We start from the raw sequence: 25,072 nt of genomic DNA, 5'->3' as shown, positions 1-25,072 counted from the left end.
ATAACTTATTCAGCCGGAGCTGTAAAAGTACGTGCAGCAAACTCGGCATCCAGCATGTAGAAGGCGTTGCTATCTTTTTCAATTCGTTTCAGTTTACTGATGATGTTGCTAAAGAGTGCTTCTTCTTCTACTTGCTCGTCTATAAACCATTTCAAGAAATAAATCGTCGCATGTTCACGCTCATCCAGAGCAAGGTCAGCCAAATGATAGAACCGTTTAGTGTTCTGCTGTTCATGCGCGAAGGCATGTTCAAAAGCATCTAACATCGAGTTATATTCGTTCTTCGGCTCTGGTAGTGCTTCTAGTGTAGCACGGTTATCCCGGTCGTTAAGGAATTTATAAATCTTCATGGCATGGAACCGTTCTTCTTCGGCTTGAATTAGAAAAAAGTTTGCAAATCCATCCAGACTTTCGCCGGAACAATAAGCAGCCATCGCTAGATAAACATGAGCGGAATAAAACTCGAAATTCATCTGTTCATTAAGTGCTTGTACTAATCCATCTTTCATTGGACCGTCACCTCATTATTCAAATTTAATATGTAAATATTTAAGTTTATCTTATCACCGTGCTTCTAAGTCAGCAAGGATTCCTCTCCCAATATCTAATTTAGCTAACGAAAGGACGACTATTCAGATGATTAGATTCACCCGTCACAGCCTAAAGCCTAAGATTTCCGGTACACTCTTCATTATTGCAGCTATGGTGTCACTGTTCCTCATTGCTGGCTGTTCTAATAGCAGCAGTAATTCACAGTCCGAAGCTACCGATTCACCGACCTCCCAATCCACACCTGCACCAACCACCAGCTTGGCTCCCACCCCCTCAGCAGTCAGCGATCCAATTGCTCTTCAGGTTGCTGAGATGACTTTGGAAGAAAAAATCGGACAAATGCTCCTAGTTGGAATTGATGGAACTGTCCTTGATGAGCAAGCTAAAAAGATGATTACCGAAGACAAAATAGGTGGAATCATCCTCTATAAGGACAATATTAAAAGCCTGAAAGGGATGATCAGTCTTATCAATTCTATGAAAAAGAGTAACACTGGTAACCCTGCCCCACTATTCATGAGTGTTGATCAGGAGGGTGGAAAAGTCAGCCGGATGCCTAAAGAATATGCTACATTCCCTTCTAACGGAACAGTGGGTGCAAGTAATGACGCTGCTGCTGCCGAGAAAATGGGAAAGCTGCTCGCAAGAGAAGTACGTTCAGCCGGATTTAATATGAACTTTGCTCCCGTTCTCGATATCAATAGCAATCCAGACAATCCAGTCATCGGAGACCGGTCGTTCGGCAATGCTGCTGGCCAAGTCATTCAACTAGGGATTGCCGAAATGAAGGGAATTGAGAGCGAAGGCGTCGTTCCTGTTGTCAAGCATTTCCCAGGACACGGAGATACTTCTGTCGACTCCCATCTGGATCTGCCGATTGTGAACAAAACAGCCGGTCAGCTAGCCGACTTAGAATGGCTCCCCTTCCAAGCAGCCATTAAAGAGGGGACGGACGCCGTAATGGTCGCTCATATTTTGTTTCCAAAATTAGATCCAGACAAACCCGCATCCTTATCGCGTACCATTATTGGTGAACAGCTTCGAGATGAAATGGGCTACCAAGGAATCGTAATTACAGACGATCTAACCATGGGAGCCATTATGAAGAACTACGATCTGACTACAGCAGCAGTAGATACTGTGAATGCAGGTAGTGATATTCTCCTTGTCGCTCACGGCTATGATAATGAAAAACGGGTCATGGACTCCCTCCTGCAAAACGTAAAAAACGGTAAGATTCAAGAAACACGGATTGATGAAAGCGTCTATCGGATCTTAGCCTTAAAAGCCAAATATAACCTTTCCGATGAGCAAATCCCGGTTCCTGATCTTACCGATCTTAATAAAGAGATTAACGTTTGGCGTCAAACGATTGAGAAGTAAATCTAAGCGTTAGTCATTGTTACTGAAGAACAACAACATCTCCAACCTTCAACCCAGAGAGAACCTCTGTTTTGTCCGTAGTTTCCAGACCCACTTCGATGTCTTTTCGTTCATATTGCCCGTCCCCTTTATCCAGCATAACGTAGGAGAGGTCTCCTTCATGCATTACAGCTATGCTGGATACAACGGTGGCATTTTCTTTGCGAACTGTTTCAATTTCTCCGTTTAAGCTTAAGCCACCGATCAAATGCTCGTCAGGCTGCAGCGTGATAACCACTTCGAATTGAGGAACCGAACTGGCAGTAGCATTCTGACCTGAAGCTGTCTTTGCAAATTTCGCCACCTTCGTAACTTCTCCAGATAACTTCAAATCTTTTATAGCTGTCATTTTTACGTCAACCTTCATGCCTGTCTTTATACGGAAGACGTCTTGTTCACCTACAAGAGCAATGAATTCTAGCTTGTTCATATCTACTATTTTTCCGATATATTGATTATCTGTCACTGTTTGCGGAATTTCGCTTGCACTGTCAAATAAGAAAATGCCGGTTGCCGGAGCATAATAAAGTGCTGTTTTGAGTTTGGCTTTTTTCTCTGTTAATTCGCGTGCCTGTATTTCGGCATTGACCTGATTAAGCTCGTCCCCTAGCCGTGTTGCTTCTTGGGCTGTGAGTGCTTTAATCCGTTCTGCTTCAGTTGCACCAAGGGCTGCATTCTCCTCGTCTTGCTGGCTCACAAATGCATTCAGCTCTGCTTCCAGCTTTGCTTTACGGATGGTCGCCTCTTGTGTAGCAATCTCATTCTTCAAGGCTTCCTGATCGAGAGTAAACAGTAAATCACCTTTTTTGACCTGTCCACCGTTCTCAACCTTCCACTTTGTCACCTTTGAAGCATATGGAGCATAAACAAGCGTTTCTTTCTCATAATTAGAATTACCTTTAACCTGTATGGAATTGGTAATGGTCTCCTGTGTGACCTCAAAAGTTATGGCTTGTGGGGGTTCAACAGGCTCTAACTGCGCTTCAGGCTTATACATCTTACTATATAGAAAATAACCTGCTGCAATTATAATCAGTACCAATACAATCCACTTGATTCTCCTCTTCATCACTTTGGCTTCCTTTCAACTTAAAAATAGCTAATCCCGTTTAATCGCCGTGAGTGCATTCGTTCTGGATGCACTGATCGCCGGATAAATACCCGATAATACCCCTGTCATTACCGCAAATGCGATCCCTACCGGAAGAGTCATCAGAGGAATATAAATCACCAAAGGCTCGCCTCCACCCATTCCTGAAGAGTTACCGATGAGCTTATTAATTCCTAATACAATCAAGTATGAAAAGGCTATGCCGAGCAATCCGCCCAACATCCCGAGCAATGCCGCTTCTGTAATGAACATATTGCGGATCTGGCCCATATTGGCGCCCAACACTTTCATAATACCGATCTGCCGTCGTCGTTGATGAGTGGACATAGTCATCGCAACGATAATGGAGATCGAAGCAATAATCAGAATAAATACACCTATACCGAGAGCTGCTTTCTTGACCATGCTGAAGGTATCAGCGAGTGCCTCTTTTTGATACAAATTCGTGCTTGTTGTTAGAGTAAGTTTCTGAATAAGCTTCTCTAGTTCCACGATATTCTCAGTGCTGTCTACCTTTACAATCGCTGAGTTATAGACACCCTTTTGCCCAGCGGTTCCACTCGATAGCTTCATTTGTTCTACAAGCCGCTCGCCAGTCTCTAGTGACACATAGATCTTCTTGTCGTACATAGCCATGTTCTCGTTCGTTCCACTCGGGTTGTCGAGGATTCCCACCACTTGAATCGGTGAGCTAACCAACATCCCTCCAGTTTGAGAGGCGGGATCAAAAGACTGTAATTGAACCTGTTGCTTGTACATATCTGTTGGAAGCATGCTTAAGCTGTTGTACTGTTCCATCAACTTATTGTTATATGGATCTGTACTCAGTTGTTCAAAAAGACGCTGCCGAGTTTCGTTATCAATCAGTCCAACGGTTGCACCATAGTTCAGTACAGCCATTCCTACCAAATCAGAAGCTCCGCCTTGTTTGAATTTCTTATCATATTTCGTTAACAAGCGTAGATCCGTTCCAATAAGCTGTACATCTGTTATTTTATTATCGATAGTCAACATCTGTATGTACCCTAGCTCTTGAAAGGGAGCTGCTGCAGTTACATGCCGCAAGCCTTTAATAATCTCCAGCTTTTGTGCTGTCAGCCTGCCGGGATCAAGCTTTTCATTGGCCGCAGACGATCCGCTGCCACCGTTGCCTCCTCCTTGGGAGGGTATACCTCCGTTGGGAGACACCGTAATTTCATCCATTTTGAAATTGCGGTTGATTTCCCGCTCCGTGTAGCTCTGTGCGGAGTCTCCTATACTTAATGCAACTATGATTGCAGCACATCCAATGGATATGCCAGCCATACAAAGACCTGTGACAACTTTCCGCCGTTTGACCTGTTCCCAAGCCAAGCGGGAAATATCACTAATCCTCAATGAGTATACCCCCTTCGAGTTCAGTATTCGAAGAAGTTTGGTTTTCAGTAATCATATATCCGTCCCGAAGCGTGAATATCCGCTGCATTTGCTCCGCGACTTTTAGCTCGTGAGTTACAACTATGAAGGTGGTCTTCATCTTCTTGTTCAGGTTAAGCAGGATATTGATAATTTCTTCTTCTGTCTTCGAATCTAGGTTTCCGGTTGGTTCATCTGCAAAGATAACAGATGGTTCCGTAATCAAGGAGCGTGCAATACTAACACGCTGCTGCTGTCCGCCAGACAGCTGGGAAGGGAACAAGTCGGCTTTATCAGGAATGCCGACTCCTTCCAACAATTCTAAAGCTTTTTGTTTACGTATAGAGGGTGCAACGGATTGAAAAACCAGCGGCAGCTCTACATTTTCACGGACTGTCATGCTAGTAATCAGCTCATAAGCTTGAAAGATAAACCCGATATTTTTTCTGCGAAATTCCGATAGCTTATTCTCACTCATCTTCACGATATCTTGATCGGCAATATAAATATGGCCTTCCGTAGGTTTCATTAGTCCTGCCATCAGATTGAGCATCGTTGACTTACCGGAACCCGAGCTCCCCAGCAGTGCTACCATCTCCCCCTCTTTCACAGAAAAGTCAATTTGATGAAGCACTGCTGTAGTTTCATTACCGTTTTTATAAGAATGCGTTACATTTTCCACTCGCAACATTGGAGCTGCTCCTCTTCGTACAATAATAGATATGAAATGCTATTTCTCAGTTACAACTGCTCTATCAATCTTGATGTTATAAGCTTGACTAGCCAGCTCGATCCGTTCACCTTGGAATTCATCGTACAGCGTGATCCGGTAGGTTCCTCCTGACAAATTCTTATACATATTATTGCTAAAGCTTGCTGTATACGAGTTGTTGGTCCCTTCAAGAATATCGGTGCCAATGTTCAAGCTTCGTTCCTGAGATAGACCATATGGATCCGTCATTTTGAGGACCAGCTTATGCGTGAAGGTTCCCATATCATAGCTGCTGTCACGAAGAAGATTGTAATTCATAACTATATTTATAGAGTCACTGCCTTGTAGTGAGCGCCCTTCCGAACTTAGAACGGACATGGTATACGGATAAATAGCCACCTTCGTCAAGTTCTTCTCTGGTGGTGTGATGACCGGATTTAATGACAGTGAAGCCATATTAATAAATCCAGTGGATTCCTGACCGGGTTCCGTCAGCTTATTCCCAGTAATCCCTGGCCCAAGGAACAGGCTTACATCAGAAGCATTAACAGCCTTCGGAACCTTAGCCCAAAAGGTGATTAATTGCTTACCGCCTGGAGTAGCAGACGTATCCGGCTGATTGGCTGTAGCTTCGAATAGCTGACCATCTCCCGTTTTGTAATAAGCTTGGAGGCGAGCCATTTTGCTTTGTCTTTTCTCTTCACTGCTCAGAAGCAGCTCTGTGTATACGAGATTGGAGTTAAGTCCTTCATAAATAATGGTTTTGTTCTCTTGCACTTTTGCGTTCTTGCCTTTACCAGAGATAACATAACTTCCTCCAGTTTCAATAGAAGCTACAGCGTTCATCATGCTGTTCGTAGTAACTGACAGGAACGAGCTTTTCTCTTCTTTTACCATAGAATAAAGATTTAATTTTAATTTATCGAACTCTTGTGTATAAGGAATTTTGGCAAACACATAGATTTCAGCGTTTTTACCGGGCCCAATCGTTGAAGTTTCCTTATCCATAAACAATTCCGTTGAAGATGACATGTCCTCATTGTCTACCTGAACAGCTCCCTTTAATTCCGGCAGAGACAAGGCAACCGATTGGGTATTCGTAATATTTAATCTGGCAACAACGATATCATCGTCTTTCCATGGAAAACGCTGCAAGGAAACTAAACTATAAGTAAACGTCCCATATTCATTTGTTGCTCTATATTCCATACCTTTCTGTATCTCAGGACGCAAGGTATAGGAGATCGTAAAGTAAGCAACCGGAACCGTTAGTTTAGCTGTGTTGCTCGTAGCGACATTGGTTCCACCAGTGCTTCCAGTTGCTACACCTTCTCCAGTAGTTCCCGTTTCACTATTATCTGGAGCAGAAACAGCCTCAATCATCTGCAATTGCAGTGAATTCTGTTCTACCTCAAGGGGTACCTGTGCGGTAAGCGGGATGATTTTTTCCTCCAGCGGTTTTATGGTTAATCCGCTCAAGCCCTTAGAATTGATCGGAAAGGTTGTCCCCGTTGAGGATTTGACAGCAAGCTCATAAGAAGGTAACGTAACGGCTGTCTTTCCTGTATTCTTCACTCGCAGCTGAAAAGTCCAGAATCCCTTATTGTTCTCTGCGTATACGGTTGCGTTATTTAATTGGGTTTCAACCGTATTGTTATTGATGGTAATTTTCTTGATTACACCTTTGCCAACTACCAGATTTGGTGTAGTAGCCGCAGGCAGCTTGTACGAGGATTTGGCAATCTCCAGCTTCAGCGCCTCATCCTTTTGGGTGAATTGCAGTTTCATATTATCCGTCTTCATATACGAAGGAATTTCTGTAAGATAATAAATGGTTTTTTTCTCTTGGGGCTGAATTTTATAACTAAGCTGAGAACGGTCAAGGGCTAATTCATACGAGCTTCCCCCTGCCGAGACCAAATATGCTGCGTAACCAGGATCACTTAATACTTTGCTGCCTTTATTGGTCAAGCTTATGCCCACCTTGGCATAAACCTTTCCGCTGTATTTGTAGAGCTCCAAGGATTCACTTTTAGCAATAACCGGAATGTCATTCATTGTAGTGCTTACATTTTTTCCGTTTACAGCGGTTGGCGAATAGTTGGCGGGTATATTAAAAGTTCCTACTTGCTTGAGATACCCCTTGGTTTTGGAATCCCAAACGTACATTGGAATCTTGATACCTTTTAACGAATTTACCTGGCCGACATTAACATAATATGTAACGCGCAAGCTTTCGTTAGAACCCACTTTTTTCTTAGTAGCGTCCGCACTTAGTGGATTCCCTGGAATAACAGAGCCGCCAGAGGTCATAACTCTCGAAAAATAATACAGTAGGCTAGCACTTTTGTTGCTGCCATTCGAATAGTTAATTGTATAAGTTAAAATATTGCCTCCAGGCTGTGACCAAATATTCACATCTTCCAGTGTAGCTTTGATATTAGCTCCTAAAGAAACGGAACCCAGATTACTAGGAGCTGTTACAGTTGCAGCAGCTACCGCCGATTTTGGCTGAACAGAACTAACTGCAGCAGCCGAAGCGGTATGCCCTGTCAACTGGCTTATGACAAAGGTGCTTAAGAGTAAAACAACATATGTACTGCTATGCTTTCTCATTGACTTCCCTCCACGAGTATTTTACTAGAATTATTATAGTGGTTAGCACAGATCCAATTGTATCCAGTTTGTAACTCTTACAGGTCTTTTGTAACCTATTTGTTCCAATTTGCATATATTCTGAAAATGATTCTATAATTTCAGTTGATTTTTCAAAGCTGCAATATCAGAAGCGGCAGGCTCATCTTCTCCGTATCTAACTTTTTCATATATTTCAATCAATTGATCTGCTGCTAAAGAATCATCATCACCCTTACGTTTATGCTTGCTACGATCTCCCCATAGCAAAACATCCCTTTTTGTTTCCTGCGGCGTAAGATAACTTTTCATTTCATAACCGTTATCGCGCTTTATATTAAGCCACCGCCGATAAAGCCAACGGACACGTTCCTGCTCGCCATTCATCTGATCCCAGCGATCCTTACGATGTTTTGAAGGAAGACGAGAACTCCAGAAATCCTTTAACCCTCGAACGGTTTGTTCCCAAGTAAAGACGCTTTTCTCCTCGTCAAGATATGCTGTATTATTCTTAGGGGTATGTTCCCTACGTAACATCGATAACAATGCATCTATGACTTTCCGCCACTTTTCTCCAGCATTTCTGTACAACCAGCGAAGTGCATAATAGGCTGCAAATCCCAATAATACCGCCGCCAAAATATAAAAGCCATATTCTAGTATAATAGCTAGCCAGCCACGCTTTTGCTCGCCAACAGGTGGTAACATCGGAGTTGCTGGCGGCAATTCTGCTGGCGGAGGCTCTGGTTCTTTTGTGCCAGAAAATAACTCATTAATAAAATTGAAAAATGAGCGTAAGAGTCTCCATACCAATGATCCTATAGCTTTACCGACACCTGCCGCTAGTACAGCTGCAATAACTCCAATCACAATGACATATATACGATTATTCCGTTGTATCCCTTTGGGCAGCGTTTCATTCTCTTCAGTAAGTGCGCTGTATCGTATATAGCTGCTATTAGAAATAAGTAAAGTCAGTATTAAATACAGACTGCCACACCAGGTCAATAACGGCACACTTGGCTCCAATTCAGGAACTCTATGAAACGCTATAGTTGCCACAAAATAGATTATTATACCTATCCAAAACATTCTGAATCTATTATTTCTAGAGTCTACCGTCATCCCTAAGAATGTACATATAATTCCAGCCACACCTAAGGGAAGGCTTTCGATGGATAAACTCCCTGAAGCCACACCTAATAATGCCCCGAGGATTAAGGCGGCAAGTAATTGCTTCCATCTTACATTGCAAAAATTGCGCAAAAGAATGCCTGCTAAAGCTAGTATAGGCAGCGCAATCAACCATATTTGTTCATCTTGTTGGGGCAACAAATAAATCTGAAATAGAACCCAAACCGGTAGAAATAGCAACAATTCAATAATAGACCACAACCAGAGTTTCACTGTTTCCCTTACATAGCCAGACAACGTAAGCTTCATGCGCTCTCTCTCCCTTGTTCCGGAATATCCAGCCATTCCACACCATTGCCTTGCTGCATTAGGAGATCCGTCGCCTTTTGCAATTCTGCTCCCCTATGGCAGCTTATGATTAGAAAGTCTGTGTCACTAATTCCACTCTCAACCTGCAATTCCAATAGTCGACTCATAGGAAGTGTTCTATCCAGCTTCAGCCTTGCCAGGAGCTCTAACATATCTTCGAGCTGAGCCATCGGCTCTGCTTCAATTGGATCTCTTTCGCCAGCATCGTCCAATCTGCCATTACAGATTAATCCGGTCTCAATTCCATGCTGCATTGCGTATTCAGCTATAGTCGCTGCATATCTTATTCCTTGCTCGATTCGTTCCACATCAGTCACCGTTCTCCACATGGAATCACTGTCCTCTATATTCAGACAGATGACGAGCCGGGAATCAGCCGTGTAATCTTTTTTATGAACCTGCATAACACCAGTACGTGCTGTAGCCTTCCAGTTTACCAATCCCATAGAATCTCCTGAGCTATATTCACGAATGCCAGCAGTCAGAAAAGGGTCTTCAACGATCCATCTTTTCACAGGAAGCTCACCCAGCCAGCTATGAATGGGCAATGGAAGCTCGTCTAGATTCAGCAGAACGGGATAGATCAACAACTCTAACTCGAGTGGATATGTTTTGTTTTTTCGAGTCAAACCAAATGGATCTCCCGTTGTCATAGTCACGGATTCCAAACGATATAAACCACGGCGCTCACATGTCACTTGATGCCGTCTTTTAATATGACGATAAGATTTTAAATAGAATAAACTAATATGATTCTGAGAGATTTCTCCTGTACTAATCCCAAGATTATCCTGACTTCCAAATTCCAGACCTCTCGCAATACTAGACTCCAATCGGAGCCACGGCAAAGGAAGAAGCTTCGCATTAATGATCTCCTCGATCATCTCAATACGTTCTCCTTCATAAGCAGTCTTACGTGAAAAATAGCGAGAATAACTAAGCGCTTTCAGACCATTCCGTTTATAAATGTCAGCAAGAAGTAACACCAACGCCACTGTAATGAAAATGAACCAAGGCAAAGCCATAGGTCATTCCACCTTTCCGCCTCTTAAGGACGTCACGGGTTCAGCAGGCACCTCAACTTCACGAAGCACTTGCAATACAATATCCGCGGCTTGTCCCTCTCTTGAGCCTAATCCCCGATGAAGCAGCAGACGATGTGCAAGCACGGAAACAGCCACGGCTTTGATATCATCCGGTGTTACATAGGATCTGCCTTGAATAAGTGCATATCCCTGAGCTGATCTAAGCAACGCGCCACTGGCACGTGGACTCGCACCCAGTTTTACTGCCGTAGATTTGCGTGTAGCTTCCGTTATCCGTACGATATAACCTAATAAATCATCACTGATACTTACCGATGCGGCTAAACGCTGTGCGGCTTGAATATCTTGTGCCGTTGCTACAGGAAAAGACTCTTCGAGCGGATTATTCTCACGAAAACGCTGCAAAATATGTATCCCTTCATCAAAGGTAGGATAACCCGTAGTAATCCGCATCAAAAATCGATCTAATTGAGCCTCAGGCAGTGGGAAGGTCCCTTGGTTGTCTATCGGATTCTGAGTAGCAATGACAAGAAACGGTGCTTCTAATCCGTGCGTTACCCCATCGATAGTAATTTGCCGTTCCTCCATACACTCCAGTAGGCTGGATTGGGTTCTAGGTGTTGCACGATTAATTTCGTCAGCCAGCAGTATATTGGCAAATACCGGACCTGGTCTGAACTGAAACTCTCCCGTCTTCTGATTGTAATAGTTGATCCCGCTTAAATCGGAAGGCAATAAATCCGGCGTAAATTGTATGCGCTTAAATGAACAATCCAATGATTTGGCAAGCACCTTTGCCAGCAAGGTTTTACCCGTACCAGGTACATCTTCCAGCAAGACATGTCCATTCGCAAGTAATGCGGTCAGCAGCAGGTCTACTCCCTCCTCTTTTCCTACAATGACTTTGGCAAGATTGGCCCTAATAGATTTGATAAGTTCAGCTACTTCTTGAAGATTCATGTGAATACACCATCCAATCTGAGGATAATTATGTAATAAGTGCTTTAATCATAACAGAAAGCGTACCCGATTTATAATTCACAAAAAAAGGCACTGCCCATAATTAGACAGCACCCGTCTTCCATTCGATTTTCATTTCGCCGTCTTATGCCGATATCGAAAGAAAGCTACAATCCCGTAATAAATGGGTATGCTTTCAACGATTAGCCAAATGATCACAATGGCAAAGCTTTTGTAGTGTTCGTAATATCTGCCGACGTCGCGTGAATATAAGTACGCTATTGTCACTGAAGCCAGTGTTAAAAGGGGAACGTAAATTTTTTTACTGTTAGTATTAAACAAACTTGCTACACATTTTGAAGCTATATAGATAAGGAAAGCGCTGTGAATAAACATCGAAGACGACCATATTCCAATCAAAAGCGGGTCTGTATTACCTAATAAATTATCTTCTTTCGAACTACGCACCATCTCAAGAAAAGGATATTGGAGTTGCTGGCCTAAATGTGGACCAAAACTCATCATTGTCAATAACCATCCTATTAAGACCGTAATTGAAACATAGAACTGCGCAAATACTAATCTTTTCATCATTTTCGCTTCAATTTTTAAATCAGGTGCAATGAACAAAAGGACAATCCATTCTCCAAACCATGACATGACCACAATAGAATCTTTCAGGGCGATTCCAGGATCATGATAATGAAAGAAAGCAGGTACCATATTAAAGTCCGCGTTTGGAAGGAATAAATTAAATAAAATGATCACGGTAATAAAGAAAATAATAAATAATCCATCGGCCATATATGTAATTGTTGCAAATCCTAGACTTGCCGTGTACATGATTACGAGACCAACGACACACTGGATAAATAGAGGTGGAGTTCCTCTTAAATAATTCGAGCCGAAAAATAGTACGAAATTCTCTATATCGAAAGAAACATAATAAACACACCAGCATAGTAGGAGCAGAATCATAAATTTATGTGGCCATTTGCCAATGATCTCTTTTCCAAAGTGAACCCAAGCTTGATTAGGTCGCAGCTTACCAACATAGATTGTAAACCACAATAATATCAATCCTAATAAGGAGCCAACGATTAATGCAATCCAGCCTTGATAAGAGGAAGTAGCAATAATAGCTGGTATCAAAAAAATGGTGGTTTGTGAGCTAAAAAAAATGGTGATAAACCGGAACAGCTGCCACTTTGTTGTACGCATAACTTCTCCTTCCTCAGTTCTTTATTTTGCTGTTCCAAAATCCACAATCCGAAAGTCCGTCTTCACCTTAATATCTGCCTCATGAGCGTAGTAATTATCCCAACGTTCTCTTAATTGCTTCCAAAGTTTCGGATCATTCCATTCCAGCAACATGCCCAGCTGTAGAACATCCGCACCTGCTTTTTGGGATAAATGTATAGCTTCGGTCAGATTAACAGTTACTTTATCGCTTAGTTTCTCTGTAATGATATTACTGATCTCTTCTAGATTTCTTTTCTTAGGATCCCTTAAATAAATCACACTAGCTTTTCCCTTTAATTTCACTGTAAAAACTGGACCCTTATCCGTTATTTTTACTTTTTTCGAAGATTTGGCGCTAACAAATACAACACTTGCTGCACTTTCTCCACCATCCCAGGTAACAGAATAAACCGACAGCTTAAGCTTGCCTGCGGCCCATGCCAATGCCCTCCCCTCTTTAAGCTTTAGTATTCCCTTCATTTTCTCATTCTGAAACAACATAGCTCCTTGAATGCCTGCCCAATATTGTGGTTTACCTTCTTTTGTAGTTTCTTCTTTTTTACCAAATGAAAGATTATTTATAGCAAATCCAACGCCCGAAGCCTCAGCGAATATGCAGTCCTTAATTGTAGTCGAAAACATGTATTTTTCTGTTCCAAAGCTCCTCAGTACATCAGAAGGCAATTGTTCATAGATAGGTGTTAATGTATTCATCTCTTTTGCACTGCCGGGACTAGCCATAACATAGGTTCCAAGGGGGAGACTTGGCTCTCTTCTAATCCATAATAGGAGTTCACCAATCCCTTGTTCTGCATAAGCTTTCCCTAAGACAATTATTTTCAATTGGGAAAGACTAAGTTGACGTGTCAGATCTTTCTGAACTAGTAACATGGCGTCTGCGATCGTATCTGCGGTCTTAGAAACTGTAGAATAACTATTCCCATCACCGCCACCACTTGAAGGCTGGCTTCCCGAGTTTAGACGATTGGGCAAAGGAGAGTTAATCGTAATTTCAACGGTGCCTGCTTCTTTGCCTACATCTATAAATAAGCCGTACACAAAGGTTAATTCGTCCAGTTCCACCTTTGAAGACCAACAGCCTGTTAAATTTAGGAGTAGAAGTATAACAACTCCTATCTTTAGAGTTCTCATTTTTGATTCTGTCTCCTTAGATTCCTGTTGCTATAAAGTTTGCTGCGTTTCTTCATATAGTTAGAGGGAAAGCGAGATAATGTGTCCTTCCAATCTTCTAACACCAAAGGGGCAACGGGTTGTAAATATGGTGATCCTAACGGTCTAAGATTAGCTAAATGCCCGTAAATCAAAAAAGCTGTAATATATACCCCGAGCAAACCCATTGTTCCCCCCATAATCAATAAAGGGAAACGAAGTAAGCGAAAAGTCAGACCGAGCTCATAATGGGGAATAATGTAGGTGGCAATACCGGTAATGGAAACAACAATAACCATAGGAGCGGATACAATTCCCGCTTGCACCGCAGCCTGACCGATGACTATACCGCCAATAATTGAAACGGTCTGGCCTACAGGCTTTGGTATTCGGGTTCCAGCTTCTCTAAGGGCTTCGAAGGTAAGCTCCATAATCAAAGCCTCAGTCAATGCTGAGAAAGGAATGTTCTCTCTGGCAGATGCTATCGTAATTAACAGGTTTGAGGGAATGATCTGAGGATGAAAGGTTGTAATCGCAACATAAAGCGATGGAAGAATCATCGATAGGATGGAGAACACAAATCGAACGATTCGAATCCAGCTTGCGGCATAGAAGCTTTGATAATAATCCTCAGAGGATTGTAGCATTGTAAAAAAAGAGGTAGGTGCAATCATTGCAGTGGGTGTGCCATCCTGTAATATTCCGATCCGGCCTTCCATTAAAGAAGCTGCCACCGAGTCGGGGCGTTCTGTATATTGAAATACCGGAAATGGTGTCAAGTTCCCCTTCCGTAATTGTTCCGATATATAACTAATGCCCAATATGCCATCAATATCTATTTCATTTAGTTGCTTTTCAATTTCAGCAAGAACTTCTTTTTTATAAAGTCCTTCAATATATACAACATACACATCAGTTTTGGTATATTTACCAATCGTATAATGAATAGTCTTTAGATCCGGATGTTTAATTTTGTGTCGGAGCAGGGACAGATTTGTTTCAATATCTTCAATAAATGCTTCCTGTGGTCCAATCACCACAAGTTCATTTTGTGATTCCGTAACCGATCTTTTCTGATATTGCGTGATCTCAAAATAATAAACATAAGGAAGCTCTTCAAAATAAAGCACTACTTTTCCAGCGACAATCAAATCCACAGCCTTGTTTATGTCAAACTCCTTAAGATACGGGATGGGAAAAACAGCTCCTCGATCCAATCGTTCTAAAAAATCCGGCCATTTGTGCTCTGAATTTGCTTCATTTTTTAGCGGCAATGCAATATCTTTATGAAGACTCAGGGAATTTACGATGAATGGGATATAGATCAAGTCACAGGAATGCCCATGAAGGCGAATGTTTTGAAAAACTGCATCACTAGATCCTTCCAGTTGTTCTTTTATTGTTTCAATAATTCCAGACATCTGCAGACTACCCCCAAAATTGTGACTTGTTAATCTGGCTTAGTTTGCCAACGTGATGGAAGGTTTATACTTAAAACAAACCAAATAGGCACAAATCCGGTATAGTACCGGACTCATGCCCATCAAAATATCGAATAAAATGACCTATCTAATCCTACAGAGTCAATTAAATAAGGAGCTCAAACCCCTAGCTTTCAAATCACGGAAAAGTTGCACCAATATTAGTTCCGCTAGGTGTTCCAGATCCGGTTAGATCGCTACCCCCAGTTAATTTGAGGAAACTGCCCAGACTAAAAGAACCATCTGCATTTCGCACCACTGAAGGTGTAAGACTTACAAAATCAGCGGCACTGGCCACCAAACCCTTGGCATTGGTACTTGCATTACTTTTCCACCACACATTAGTACTTAGAATATCGGTTCCACTTGTTTTGTCACTCGATCCTCCAGCAAAAGACAAGTTGTTCGTAAATTGGTGAGTACCGGCATCAAAAGCAAAGTTACTCTGTCCGTTACTCCAAGAAGTATTATTTGTTAGTTGAATGGAGCCTGGATTACTATTGTAAGTGAATCCGTGTTTTTTATTTTGAAATGCTATGCTATTCAGCACAATATGGTTTACTGCAATTTTTTCACCACCTAGTTTGAATCCATTCCCATCACTGTTTGCCGTTGAATTTCCATCTGAGGTCTGTCCGTTCTTATAGGAGATACTATTCTTGATCGTCACCACTCCGATGGGACCTGTTTCTGATTTACTGTAAAGATCCCAGCCGTCATCTGTATTCCATGCAGCTATACATTTATCGAATACGTTACCAGGACCTATGGTCAGCTTAGCAGCAAAACCATCAGCGTCTTCCCCGTTATCCGGATCATAATTATCATGAGAATACACTCCAATGATCTGATTATAGCTCGGCCATTGACTCATGCTGGTCAGTGATGAAGCATACCGGCTGATTTGCAGTCCCGAATCCCGATTATGGTGGGTTTCAACATTCTCAATAATGTTATAGTTCCCGCCAATAAAGATCCCATTGTCTCCTGAGCCTCTTATCTCTAATCCTTTTACCTTCCAGTAGTTACCGTATATCTGCAAACCACGTTGAGCTGGGTCAAATGGCTGGGCGTAAAAATCCAATATAGGCTTCTCAGTCCCATATGCAGCGATGTTCTTTCGTAAGTTAGAGCTTCCGCTATTATCTTGTCCAACAATTATTGTTGAAGAATACGTGTAAACCCCTCCACGCATATAGATGGTTTCCCCGGGGGCTACCTTCGTAATCGCTGAGGCCAGTGTGGTTGGACTACCAATTGTTCCTGCGTTGCTGTCCAGACCATTTGGAGCTACATAAATAGAGCCTGCAACTGGTGTTGCTGTTGGTGTTGCTGTTGGTGTGACGGTTGGAGCTACTGTCGCAGTGGGAGTTGCACTTGCTGTTGGAGTAGCCGTAGGAGCTACCGTTGGTGCAATTGTTGGAGCTATAGTAGGCGTTGGTGTCGGAGTGCCCGTTGTGATATCGGAGACATTGATATTGTCGAACTTCGCTGCTGTCTTATAAGCTACAAGTCCTATACCTCCTGCTGTCAAAATGTTATCGTGTGCATTTAGCTGTAAAACATCATTAACATACATTTTAAGCGAATCTCCACTAAGCTCTAGCCTAACTGTATAGGCAGTCCCTGTAGTTATAGGAAAATCAGTTTTACTAGCCAGTGTTGAACTTGAACCATTCACTTTTTTTCGTATTTCAAGCGTCCCACCATTACTGTTAGACAGAGATGCAGCATAATAGTTATTTCCGTCAACATAGCGCCCGCACACATAAGTTCGATTAGTCCCATTGAAATCATCAATCTTCACATCAGCTTGAACGCTGTAATCTGTCCACGTGTTGCTACCGGAGAACGAACGTCCTTCGTTTTGACTGGATTGGTAATACACATGATTGCCACCTTCTTCAACTACAGACCAAGTTCCTGTTGTACTCGTCCAATTGTCGGCATTTCCATTCTCAAAATCATTACTGAAGATATTTGCTGCCTGTGCGGTAGGGTTACTCCATGCCAAATTACCTAGAACCAGTAAAGTTGTAAGCGTAACCATAATTCCGAATGAAAATCTTCTTTTTAGTTTCACGTGAACATCTTCCTCCTTGTTTTCTAATTTAAATAAAAACCGAGGGCATTCCTCCAATCTTATGTCATCTATAACTCCAGCCTAATCTCAACTATAATTAATATTTCGAGGTTGTACAGCTACTTTATGCCCATATTATTACATTTATTTAAATTAATATAAAAAAACACCCTCGATCTTACTCGAGAGTGCCTTTATCTTTACCCTTAGCTTTGAATTAACGGTTTCAAAACCTTCAGTGAAGCTTGCAATTGCTCCGAACATTGCTCATACATTTTTTTAGCTTTTTCATTATCTGTTGATAAACTGAACATTTCTAAATCAGCTTCACATTTTTTCAGCAAAGCATATAATTGAGGCTTATCCTGCGGCTGTGGGACTTTAAAGTTATCGGCATACAAATCGACAGTCAGCTCACCATAAGAATCAACTTGTCCAAGAAAAACATTCTCAACCGTAAAACCCATTTTCTCAAGGGCTCCATCCAGCCAGCTTCGCGTCAGGTTTAGGGTGTCTAATGGTTTGTCGAGCACTTTACCATCCATAATGACAACTTGCGACTCTTTCTCCGGGGCAACCTTTATACCCAATTGCTTAGGGGTTACCGGCTGATATTCACTCTTGAGTAAAACATTTATGGCTCCATCAGATTCCATAATCGCAAATTCCACTTCCGATATATTGAAAACGTCTTTTTTGCGTAATTCCTCCAGCAGTTCATCTGTGGTTAAACGTTCTTTTTTCATATGATCTTCGAGTATTTTTCCGTCCTTAATTAGTACGGTGGACTTGAAATCAATAAAGTCTCTTGCTTTTTTACTCTTCATCTGAAGGTATTCGATCCCTAAAGAACAAGCCACCCATACAATCAGTGCAATGAGCCCTAAATGCCATAACTTATCCGTATCCAAAGAAATGTAAGCGGCTAAGCTGCCGACGGTTATCCCCGTAATATACTCGAAGAACGAGAGCTGTGATACTTGTCTCTTTCCAAGTAATTTTGTTAAAAAGAAAAGTACAACCACAGCAAAGAGCGTTCGAACTACAACCTCCAACCACTCCGGCATTACAAATACCCTCCTTTTTGAATCAAAACTTGTTTATTTACTAACACTCATTATTTGTCAATAAAGCCGCATTCAATCCGGAATTTCACTACTTATTTATGGAAAATCATCTATTACTACAAGTATGAATTTTTTTCCTGCATAACGACAGATGCATTTGAGGACAATAGCATTCGTCATGCTAATAATCCAACACAGAGGAGAGAAACTCAATGACAGTAGCCTCACAAGTTAAAACATGTTTATCTTCTTTAAAAGGTGCTCAAGCCAGTCTTGAACAATTTGCATTAGAAACACAAAACGAGAGTGCAAAAACCTTGTTCACAAACGCAGCCGAGCAAACACAACAAATCGTAACTCAAGTAGAGAACCGGGTAACCGAATTGGAGTCCGAAGAGCCTCAATATAAAGGATTCTAATTAAAGTTAAAGGGGTCTTAGGCTAGAAAAACTAGCTTTAAGACCCCTTTTCACCATGTACAACATTCGAACGAATGCCACGCTTGCCCTTATTAGCAGGAATGAGTATCTGAACAGAAGTGCCAATTCCAACACGGCTAAAAATGGTTACGCCGTACTCAGATCCATATTGTAGTTTAATTCGCTGATCTACATTACGGACCCCATAACCTGTATTCGTGTGACCCTTTGGATCAAAAATTTGATCAATACGTTCCTGTCTCATGCCGATTCCATCATCAATGATACGGAACAGAATATTATTGCCCTCTTTACGCCCAACAATGCGTAAATGAATGTGATCACCACACCAGGCGTGCTTCAGCACGTTCTCGATAAATGGTTGTAGAATGAGCTTTATGGTCTCATAAGGCCAGATTTCTGTATCAAAATCAAACATAACTTCCAGACGTTCACCGTATTTAATTTTCTGAATTTCTAAATAAGCGTTTGCCTGCTCAATTTCAGTCGGGACCGGAATCATGGTACGTCCTTCATTAAGCGTCAGGCGATAAAACTTCGCTAATTCCAGCACCATCTGCTGCAGCTTCTCATTTTGACCAAACTTGGCTAATTGAATAATAGATGACAACGTATTATATAGAAAATGAGGATTGATTTGTGATTGCAGAATTTCAAGCTCTGCTTCCTTCTTCTGGAGCTGCGTCAAATATACCTCTTTAATCAACATATCGATATTTTCGCCCATATCATTTAATGCGGTAGCAATCTGAGAGAATTCATCCTTGCCTCGATAGGAAATGCGCTTGTGAAGATCACCTTCCCGATAGGCATTCAGCACATATACGAACTTATTAATCCGAATTGAAAAATATCGGGATATAAATATGCCGACGAAACTAAAGACAACACAACAAATAAGACACATCAAAATAATAAACAGTCGTACCTTCACTGCATCCTGTTCAAGAATCGTAATTGGAACTAGCGCGTTTAATTGCCAAGCTTGGTTAGAAACTGTAACTGTTTCACTAATCGTCAGGTAATCCTTATTAAGTTCGGCTTCGTTGGAATAGTGCTCTGGTAGTTCTCCCGATTGGTACATCGTTCTTCCGAACTCGTTTTTTAAAATTAGAATACTTCCTTTTCCTATCTTCGTATAATTCACACTATTGAACAGATCTGGAATGCCTACATTAATCCGCAGGAAGCCAATCTCCTTAGGTACGAGAGGGTCATATGTATCTATTAATCTACGTAGCAACGAGATACGATTATTTTCTACATCGCGCTCAATCTGCCACCATTTCATAGTCTCCGCATATTTCTCGGTTGGAAAATCATAATACCAGGATTTCCCTTCAATCCGGTTCATATGATAAAGATGATAGAAGCTACTATTATCCAGATAGCCCTCTAGCGAATTCGAATAGATCTCAGGAATGGATTCATTCTTTAAAAATAGCGACATCCCAATCCTCATACCCGTTGATTGAATAGCTACATCCAGCTTTGGAAGTACCTTCATAGACATCCGGTCATAATTCTCCCAGCCTTCTTCATAGCTTCGCAGATTCCGATAGAAATCATAATCACTATATAACTGTGTTGATATCCGGATAACTTCCCCCATTTTATAATCAATATTATCGCGAATTTGCAACAACGTACCTTTAATATTCGAACTTGTATGCTCGCGTAATGAATCATTGTACATAGAGTGAGAGACAAAACCTATCACAGATACTGGGATAATAATGAAAAAAATATACGTCAGCATTAATTTATACCCTATCGGCACATACTTATGTTTACTTCTTGGTTGTTTCATGCAACATCATCCCCCATCACTTCTCCCGCTTACGATACTCCATAGGTGTCATACCATAGGCTTCTTTGAATTGTCTGCTGAAGTAAGGAAGATAACGGTAACCTACCTGGCTCGCGATTTCATAGATTTTACACTTCGGATCTTTCAAAAGCTTGCCGGCTTGTTCCATTCGCAGCTGAATGAGTACTTCGCTGAACGTTTTCCCAGTCTCCTCTTTAAATAGATATCCCAAATAGTTGGGTGAGAAAGAGAACTGCTGTGCAATATCCTTTAACGTAAAATTCTCGCTCATCTTATCCTTCATCATTTGCATAATTTCTCTAATCAGTTTATTGTTCACTGACTCTGTTTTACTGCGTAGGTACTCGGATATTTCAAACGTTTTGAGTACAAGCCAAGAGCGTATATCACTGATCGTATCGAATTGAAGCAAAATATCTAAACTATGTAACTCCATACCTAAGATTTCAAATAAATCCTCACTAACCTCTTTCAACTGCTGATCCAGCTTCCATATAATATACATGGCTAGATTATGAATCGTGAATTTAGATCTTAAACTACTCACGGATTTAAACAGCTTATCGATCTCGTCATAAATAAGGACTAACTCATATTCTTTCATCGCTTTAAAAAGTGTATCCATACGGGCATCCAACGTACGGGCATCAATCATACCAGGTTCGCTGCTAACCGTTTCATACATAATTAGTTTGCCCTTGCCGAGAAACATCTTTCCGTCAACGGCTTCCATAGCTTGCCGATAGGAGGTGTGGACCTGGTCCATAGCAAATGTAGGCTTCCCTACACCTACGGTCATAGTGACAGGAAATTTTGTGCGAATTGACTCATAAATTTCTTCAATAAACTTCTCCATCTCCTGTTCGTTAATCAACAACGCGATTCGATAAGACGATACCTTATAGCAATGTGGCATACCGTGCTTCTGAGCAATTGTATTCACTTCATACAGAAAGTCCTTGGACATTAGATGTTTAGTTAGATTATCCTGTTCTTGAAACCAATTGAAATAATCCAGCTCCAAAACCGCCACACGTATAGGCCACTCCAGCTTATCCAGACCGTAAGACTTCATAAGCTTCAACATTCCAGCTTGAGTGTCCCCCTCCCATTCCCCTTCAAATAAGCGGATCAACAAATCATTTTTGGCCATAGGAATCATATGCTGATAAGCTTCTTCCACGTCACGCCGTTTACTTTCATCATCTAAATCCTGCTTTACTTTCTGTAGTGCAGCAATAAGTTCCTTGTCATCCATTGGCTTAAGGACATAGCTATATGCTTTTAGTGAAAGCGCCTGTTTCACATAGCTGAAATCCTGGTAACCGCTTACAAAAATCACACGTATATCGTTTTTTTTCTCTATGGCAATCCGAGCCAGCTCTAGACCCGACATATTCGGCATATTCACATCACTAACAATAATATCAATAACATGCTGTTCTAAAATATCGCATGCCGTAAACGCGTTATTCGCTGCCTCCACGACCTGCATACCCAGTTCATTCCAAGGAATGAATTGTCTCATGCCTTCAAGATCAAGCATCTCATCGTCTACTAATAATACGTTGTACATCAACACAATCCCCCTTTGAAATGTTTTTAAACCAACCTGCTGAATCTACTAACCAATCTTTTTCAGTATACCATTCATTCTCTTCCCTAACAGCTGATAAAACAATGAGTACAAGAAATGGGACGTAAAAACGAAGGCTTGCTAAATAGCAAACCTTCGTATTACAAATTATTATTTACCTAAAGCTTTCTTATTTTCTGTCCATACTTTTGTTACATAATCAAGAAATTTCTCATAGCCAACCTTGATAGAATCTTCATGTGCTTTATCAAGAATTGCTAATGCTTCTGCATCAGTCTTCGCATACATCGATTTTGCTCTTGCTGTTAACCAGATATCTCTGACACTTTGTCTGATAATCCCTTCTTCACTGTCTGGAGCCGGATCCCAATTCAGGAACTCCGTAAAGTCACCTTGCGAAGCCCAAGTTACTTCCATCTGCCAACGGTTACTAAAGTCAATTTTGTCAGCTGGAAGGGTTTGCAACATCATTTTCTTTGTATTATCCAAGAAAACAGTATTACCTACCCATACCAAGTCACCGGCTTTTCCGTTAATTTCGGACAGAGCTTCTGGCTCATTCAGATATTTATCTTTATTAAATTTAGGAGTAAGTCCATCTGCTTCAAATCCATCCCAATACCCTTCTGGTCCTGGAGGACCCCAGTTAAGAACCATAGAACCTTCTGGTCCTGTCATCCAGTCAAGCATAGCGAATACAGCCTCTGGATTTTTAGCGTTTTTAGTGATTGTAGCAACGTTCCAACCTAACTGATTATACGTTCCTGGAGTAATCTTACTTTGATCCAAACCAGCTTTGTAAATCGGTTTAATAAACATATATCCAGCTTCCGGATCCGTCTTCTTCATCTCTTCATCAGCAGTGGCGAGCAATTTCATTGGATCAAAAGTCGCAATAACAGCAAACTTGCCATTCATCGCTTTCTCTCTAATTTGATCTTCTGTTTGAGTATTCGCATCCTGCGTCATTAGCTTCTCACGCATTAATTTAGCAGCAAATACAACTGACTCACGGAATCCTTCATCCTTGTATATCGAACCCATTTTGTCGCCATCAGGTACGGCGTATATTCTAGTATACGACAGATTACTCTCTTTAAAAGAGGAGAATAACTGGTCAATTCCGTTACCATCTCTCGCTAAACCCGTCTCGAACGGAATAACGTCAGGGAACTTCGCCTTAACAGCATTTAAATAAGCATACAAATCATCTGTCGTTTCTAGCTTAAGAGAACCAAGCTCTTTGTAAATCTTTTTATTAATAGCATAACCGGCGTTTCCGTTTGGTTGAGTTGTATAATAATTCGGTAGCTGATAGATCTTCCCATCAGGGGAACGAAGCAATTCCAAATGTCCAGCTGTTAAGTATTTCTTAAAGTTTGGATATTTATCAATATATTCATCCAAAGGAACTAGCATATCCGCTTGGCGAAGACGTTCTACGTCAGCACCTTTCTCGGTCCACACAATATCCGGCAGCTCGTTACCAACGATCATCGTTTGCAGCTTTTGAGCGTTATTACCACCAGAGCTAATTCCTGTGACATTGATCTTCAGATTATCTAAAATCCATTTAGAAGCAGCATCTTTGCCCCATTTCGGCATTTGATACCAGCCGTAATTTCCGTAGAATGAGACTTCAAGCGGTTCTTTCCCTAATTCATACAAATCAGCCGCAGGAGCTTCAGTTGCTGTGTTGACCGCTGTTCCTCCTTCTTTCTCTGGTTCAGCAGTTGCCGCCGGAGCGCTTGAATTGTTGCCACCACAACCCGCAACCAAAGTCGTTAATAGCAAGGTAGACATCATACCGAGAAGCATCTTTCTCTTAGTCTTCAATGTATTTTCCCCTTTCAATTTGTAATCTATGTTCAAAGCAATACGCTCTAAACCCATTCTCATTCTATCATCCTACTCTTTCAATGATCCGACCAAGACCCCTTTAACGAAGAATCTTTGTAGGAATGGATACACACATACAATCGGAATGGTTGCAACCATGATCGTAGCCATCGTTAATGACTTCGAGGTTATTTTCTTTGCCGAGTTAATATGAGCAATGGAGCTTGCATCTACATTAGACAGCTGTTCTGAAGCAATATTAGAGAACAATATCTGTCTTAAGATGGTCTGAATCGGCATTAACTCCTCTTTCGTAATGTAAATACTCGCTACGAACCACTCATTCCAGTGATTTACTGCTGTGAACAAAGATAATGTTGCTATAACTGGTCCCGACAAAGGAAGTACGATGCGGACAAAAGTCCCCCAATATCCGCAACCGTCAATCTTTGCTGACTCCTCTAAACCTTGTGGAAGACCTTGAAAGAAGGTCCGGAATATGATCATATTCCATACGCTGACCAGTGCAGGAATTATAAACACCCAAAATGAGTTGAAGAGACCTAAACTTCTGATAAGCATGTAAGACGGAATGAGTCCTCCACCGAAATACATAGTAATGATACACATAATCATGTAGTATTTGCGACCCATCAGTTCACGCTTCGACATTCCATAAGCGAATATCGAAGTGGCCAGTATCGCTGTTACTGTACCGATTACTGTCCGCAATGTAGCAATGACGAATCCACCCATTAGACGAGAATCTTCAAAAACGATCTTATAATTCTCAAGCGTGAACTCACGGACCCAGAAAGTAACTCCACCTTTCGAAGTATCCATCCCCTCATTAAAGGAAATAACAAGTGAGTTCCAAAATGGATAAAAAGCGGAAAATGCCAGTAAGGTCAAAAATACATATATGAATCCTATAAATATTCGATCTCCTATATTAATACGTTTCATAGTTTGGTCCCCCTATATTGA

General features: G+C 41.4%; 18 protein-coding genes and 1 pseudogene. 2 read left to right on the top strand and 17 right to left on the bottom strand.

All coding sequences use genetic code 11. The features are described from left to right. Nucleotides 1-5 precede the first annotated feature (5 nt). Entirely contained in the window at nt 6-509 is a 504-nt protein-coding gene (locus MHH89_RS05235) for a ferritin (protein ID WP_076129328.1), read from the bottom strand. Between the two features lie 127 nt (nt 510-636). On the opposite strand from MHH89_RS05235, the gene nagZ reads away from it, so the two are divergent. After that, nucleotides 637-1,935: a beta-N-acetylhexosaminidase gene (gene nagZ / locus MHH89_RS05230; protein WP_076301986.1), complete on the top strand. Its 1,299-nt coding sequence runs from the start codon at nt 637-639 to the stop codon at nt 1,933-1,935. 19 nt (nt 1,936-1,954) lie between these two features. On the opposite strand, the gene MHH89_RS05225 is transcribed toward nagZ, so the two are convergent. The 12 genes and pseudogenes from MHH89_RS05225 to MHH89_RS05170 form a co-directional block, all read right to left on the bottom strand. Next, nucleotides 1,955-3,043 (bottom strand): efflux RND transporter periplasmic adaptor subunit, encoded by a 1,089-nt coding sequence (locus MHH89_RS05225; protein ID WP_076129326.1) that lies wholly within the window; start codon nt 3,041-3,043, stop codon nt 1,955-1,957. Between the two features lie 30 nt (nt 3,044-3,073). After that, the gene (locus MHH89_RS05220) at nt 3,074-4,462 is read right to left on the bottom strand and encodes an ABC transporter permease (RefSeq protein WP_175619944.1); all 1,389 of its coding nucleotides are present in this window, start codon (nt 4,460-4,462) and stop codon (nt 3,074-3,076) included. Beyond that, nucleotides 4,452-5,171 (bottom strand): ABC transporter ATP-binding protein, encoded by a 720-nt coding sequence (locus tag MHH89_RS05215; RefSeq protein WP_076129325.1) that lies wholly within the window; start codon nt 5,169-5,171, stop codon nt 4,452-4,454. Before MHH89_RS05215 ends, MHH89_RS05220 begins: the two co-directional genes overlap by 11 nt. Before the next feature lie 39 nt (nt 5,172-5,210). Beyond that, nucleotides 5,211-7,808 (bottom strand): hypothetical protein, encoded by a 2,598-nt coding sequence (locus MHH89_RS05210; RefSeq protein WP_081390429.1) that lies wholly within the window; start codon nt 7,806-7,808, stop codon nt 5,211-5,213. Nucleotides 7,809-7,940: 132 nt separating this feature from the next. Then, a complete protein-coding gene (locus MHH89_RS05205) occupies nt 7,941-9,269 on the bottom strand; it encodes a hypothetical protein (protein ID WP_312148036.1) in 1,329 nt (442 codons plus the stop codon). Then, nucleotides 9,266-10,354: a DUF58 domain-containing protein gene (locus MHH89_RS05200; RefSeq protein ID WP_076280718.1), complete on the bottom strand. Its 1,089-nt coding sequence runs from the start codon at nt 10,352-10,354 to the stop codon at nt 9,266-9,268. Before MHH89_RS05200 ends, MHH89_RS05205 begins: the two co-directional genes overlap by 4 nt. Before the next feature lie 3 nt (nt 10,355-10,357). Next, complete coding sequence (locus MHH89_RS05195) at nt 10,358-11,335, bottom strand: AAA family ATPase (RefSeq protein WP_076194299.1); 978 nt, start codon at nt 11,333-11,335, stop codon at nt 10,358-10,360. Between the two features lie 132 nt (nt 11,336-11,467). Beyond that, entirely contained in the window at nt 11,468-12,556 is a 1,089-nt protein-coding gene (locus tag MHH89_RS05190) for a GerAB/ArcD/ProY family transporter (RefSeq protein WP_076280720.1), read from the bottom strand. A 21-nt stretch (nt 12,557-12,577) separates the two neighbouring features. Beyond that, a complete protein-coding gene (locus MHH89_RS05185; protein ID WP_076280721.1) occupies nt 12,578-13,729 on the bottom strand; it encodes a Ger(x)C family spore germination protein in 1,152 nt (383 codons plus the stop codon). After that, a complete protein-coding gene (locus tag MHH89_RS05180; RefSeq protein WP_076306759.1) occupies nt 13,726-15,168 on the bottom strand; it encodes a spore germination protein in 1,443 nt (480 codons plus the stop codon). Before MHH89_RS05180 ends, MHH89_RS05185 begins: the two co-directional genes overlap by 4 nt. 199 nt (nt 15,169-15,367) lie before the next feature. Beyond that, nucleotides 15,368-16,546 (bottom strand): annotated as a pseudogene (locus MHH89_RS05175) (right-handed parallel beta-helix repeat-containing protein); the annotation flags it as partial. A gap of 971 nt (nt 16,547-17,517) precedes the next feature. Further along, nucleotides 17,518-18,378: a DUF421 domain-containing protein gene (locus MHH89_RS05170; RefSeq protein ID WP_076129318.1), complete on the bottom strand. Its 861-nt coding sequence runs from the start codon at nt 18,376-18,378 to the stop codon at nt 17,518-17,520. A 212-nt stretch (nt 18,379-18,590) separates the two neighbouring features. Here MHH89_RS05170 and MHH89_RS05165 point away from each other — a divergent pair, with 212 nt between their 5' ends. Further along, on the top strand, nt 18,591-18,797 hold the full coding sequence (locus tag MHH89_RS05165) for a DUF1657 domain-containing protein (RefSeq protein ID WP_036678243.1): 207 nt from the start codon (nt 18,591-18,593) through the stop codon (nt 18,795-18,797). Between the two features lie 37 nt (nt 18,798-18,834). Here MHH89_RS05165 and MHH89_RS05160 read toward each other — a convergent pair whose 3' ends face one another. From MHH89_RS05160 to MHH89_RS05145, 4 genes are all read right to left on the bottom strand, one after another. Then, nucleotides 18,835-20,628 carry a sensor histidine kinase gene (locus MHH89_RS05160; RefSeq protein ID WP_341086490.1) on the bottom strand — a complete coding sequence of 598 codons (1,794 nt, stop codon included), beginning with the start codon at nt 20,626-20,628 and terminating at the stop codon, nt 18,835-18,837. Nucleotides 20,629-20,644: 16 nt separating this feature from the next. Next, entirely contained in the window at nt 20,645-22,225 is a 1,581-nt protein-coding gene (locus tag MHH89_RS05155) for a response regulator (RefSeq protein WP_076217915.1), read from the bottom strand. A gap of 171 nt (nt 22,226-22,396) precedes the next feature. Continuing rightward, nucleotides 22,397-24,082: an extracellular solute-binding protein gene (locus tag MHH89_RS05150; protein WP_341086489.1), complete on the bottom strand. Its 1,686-nt coding sequence runs from the start codon at nt 24,080-24,082 to the stop codon at nt 22,397-22,399. Between the two features lie 72 nt (nt 24,083-24,154). Next, a complete protein-coding gene (locus MHH89_RS05145; RefSeq protein WP_036678249.1) occupies nt 24,155-25,051 on the bottom strand; it encodes a carbohydrate ABC transporter permease in 897 nt (298 codons plus the stop codon). Nucleotides 25,052-25,072: the final 21 nt, after the last annotated feature.

This window comes from Paenibacillus sp. FSL H7-0323 (assembly GCF_038002725.1).
Classification (GTDB): Bacteria; Bacillota; Bacilli; order Paenibacillales; family Paenibacillaceae; genus Paenibacillus_AQ; species Paenibacillus_AQ odorifer.
The sequence above is the reverse complement of the archived record's forward strand: the minus strand, read 5'-3'. Positions and strand labels throughout refer to the sequence as shown.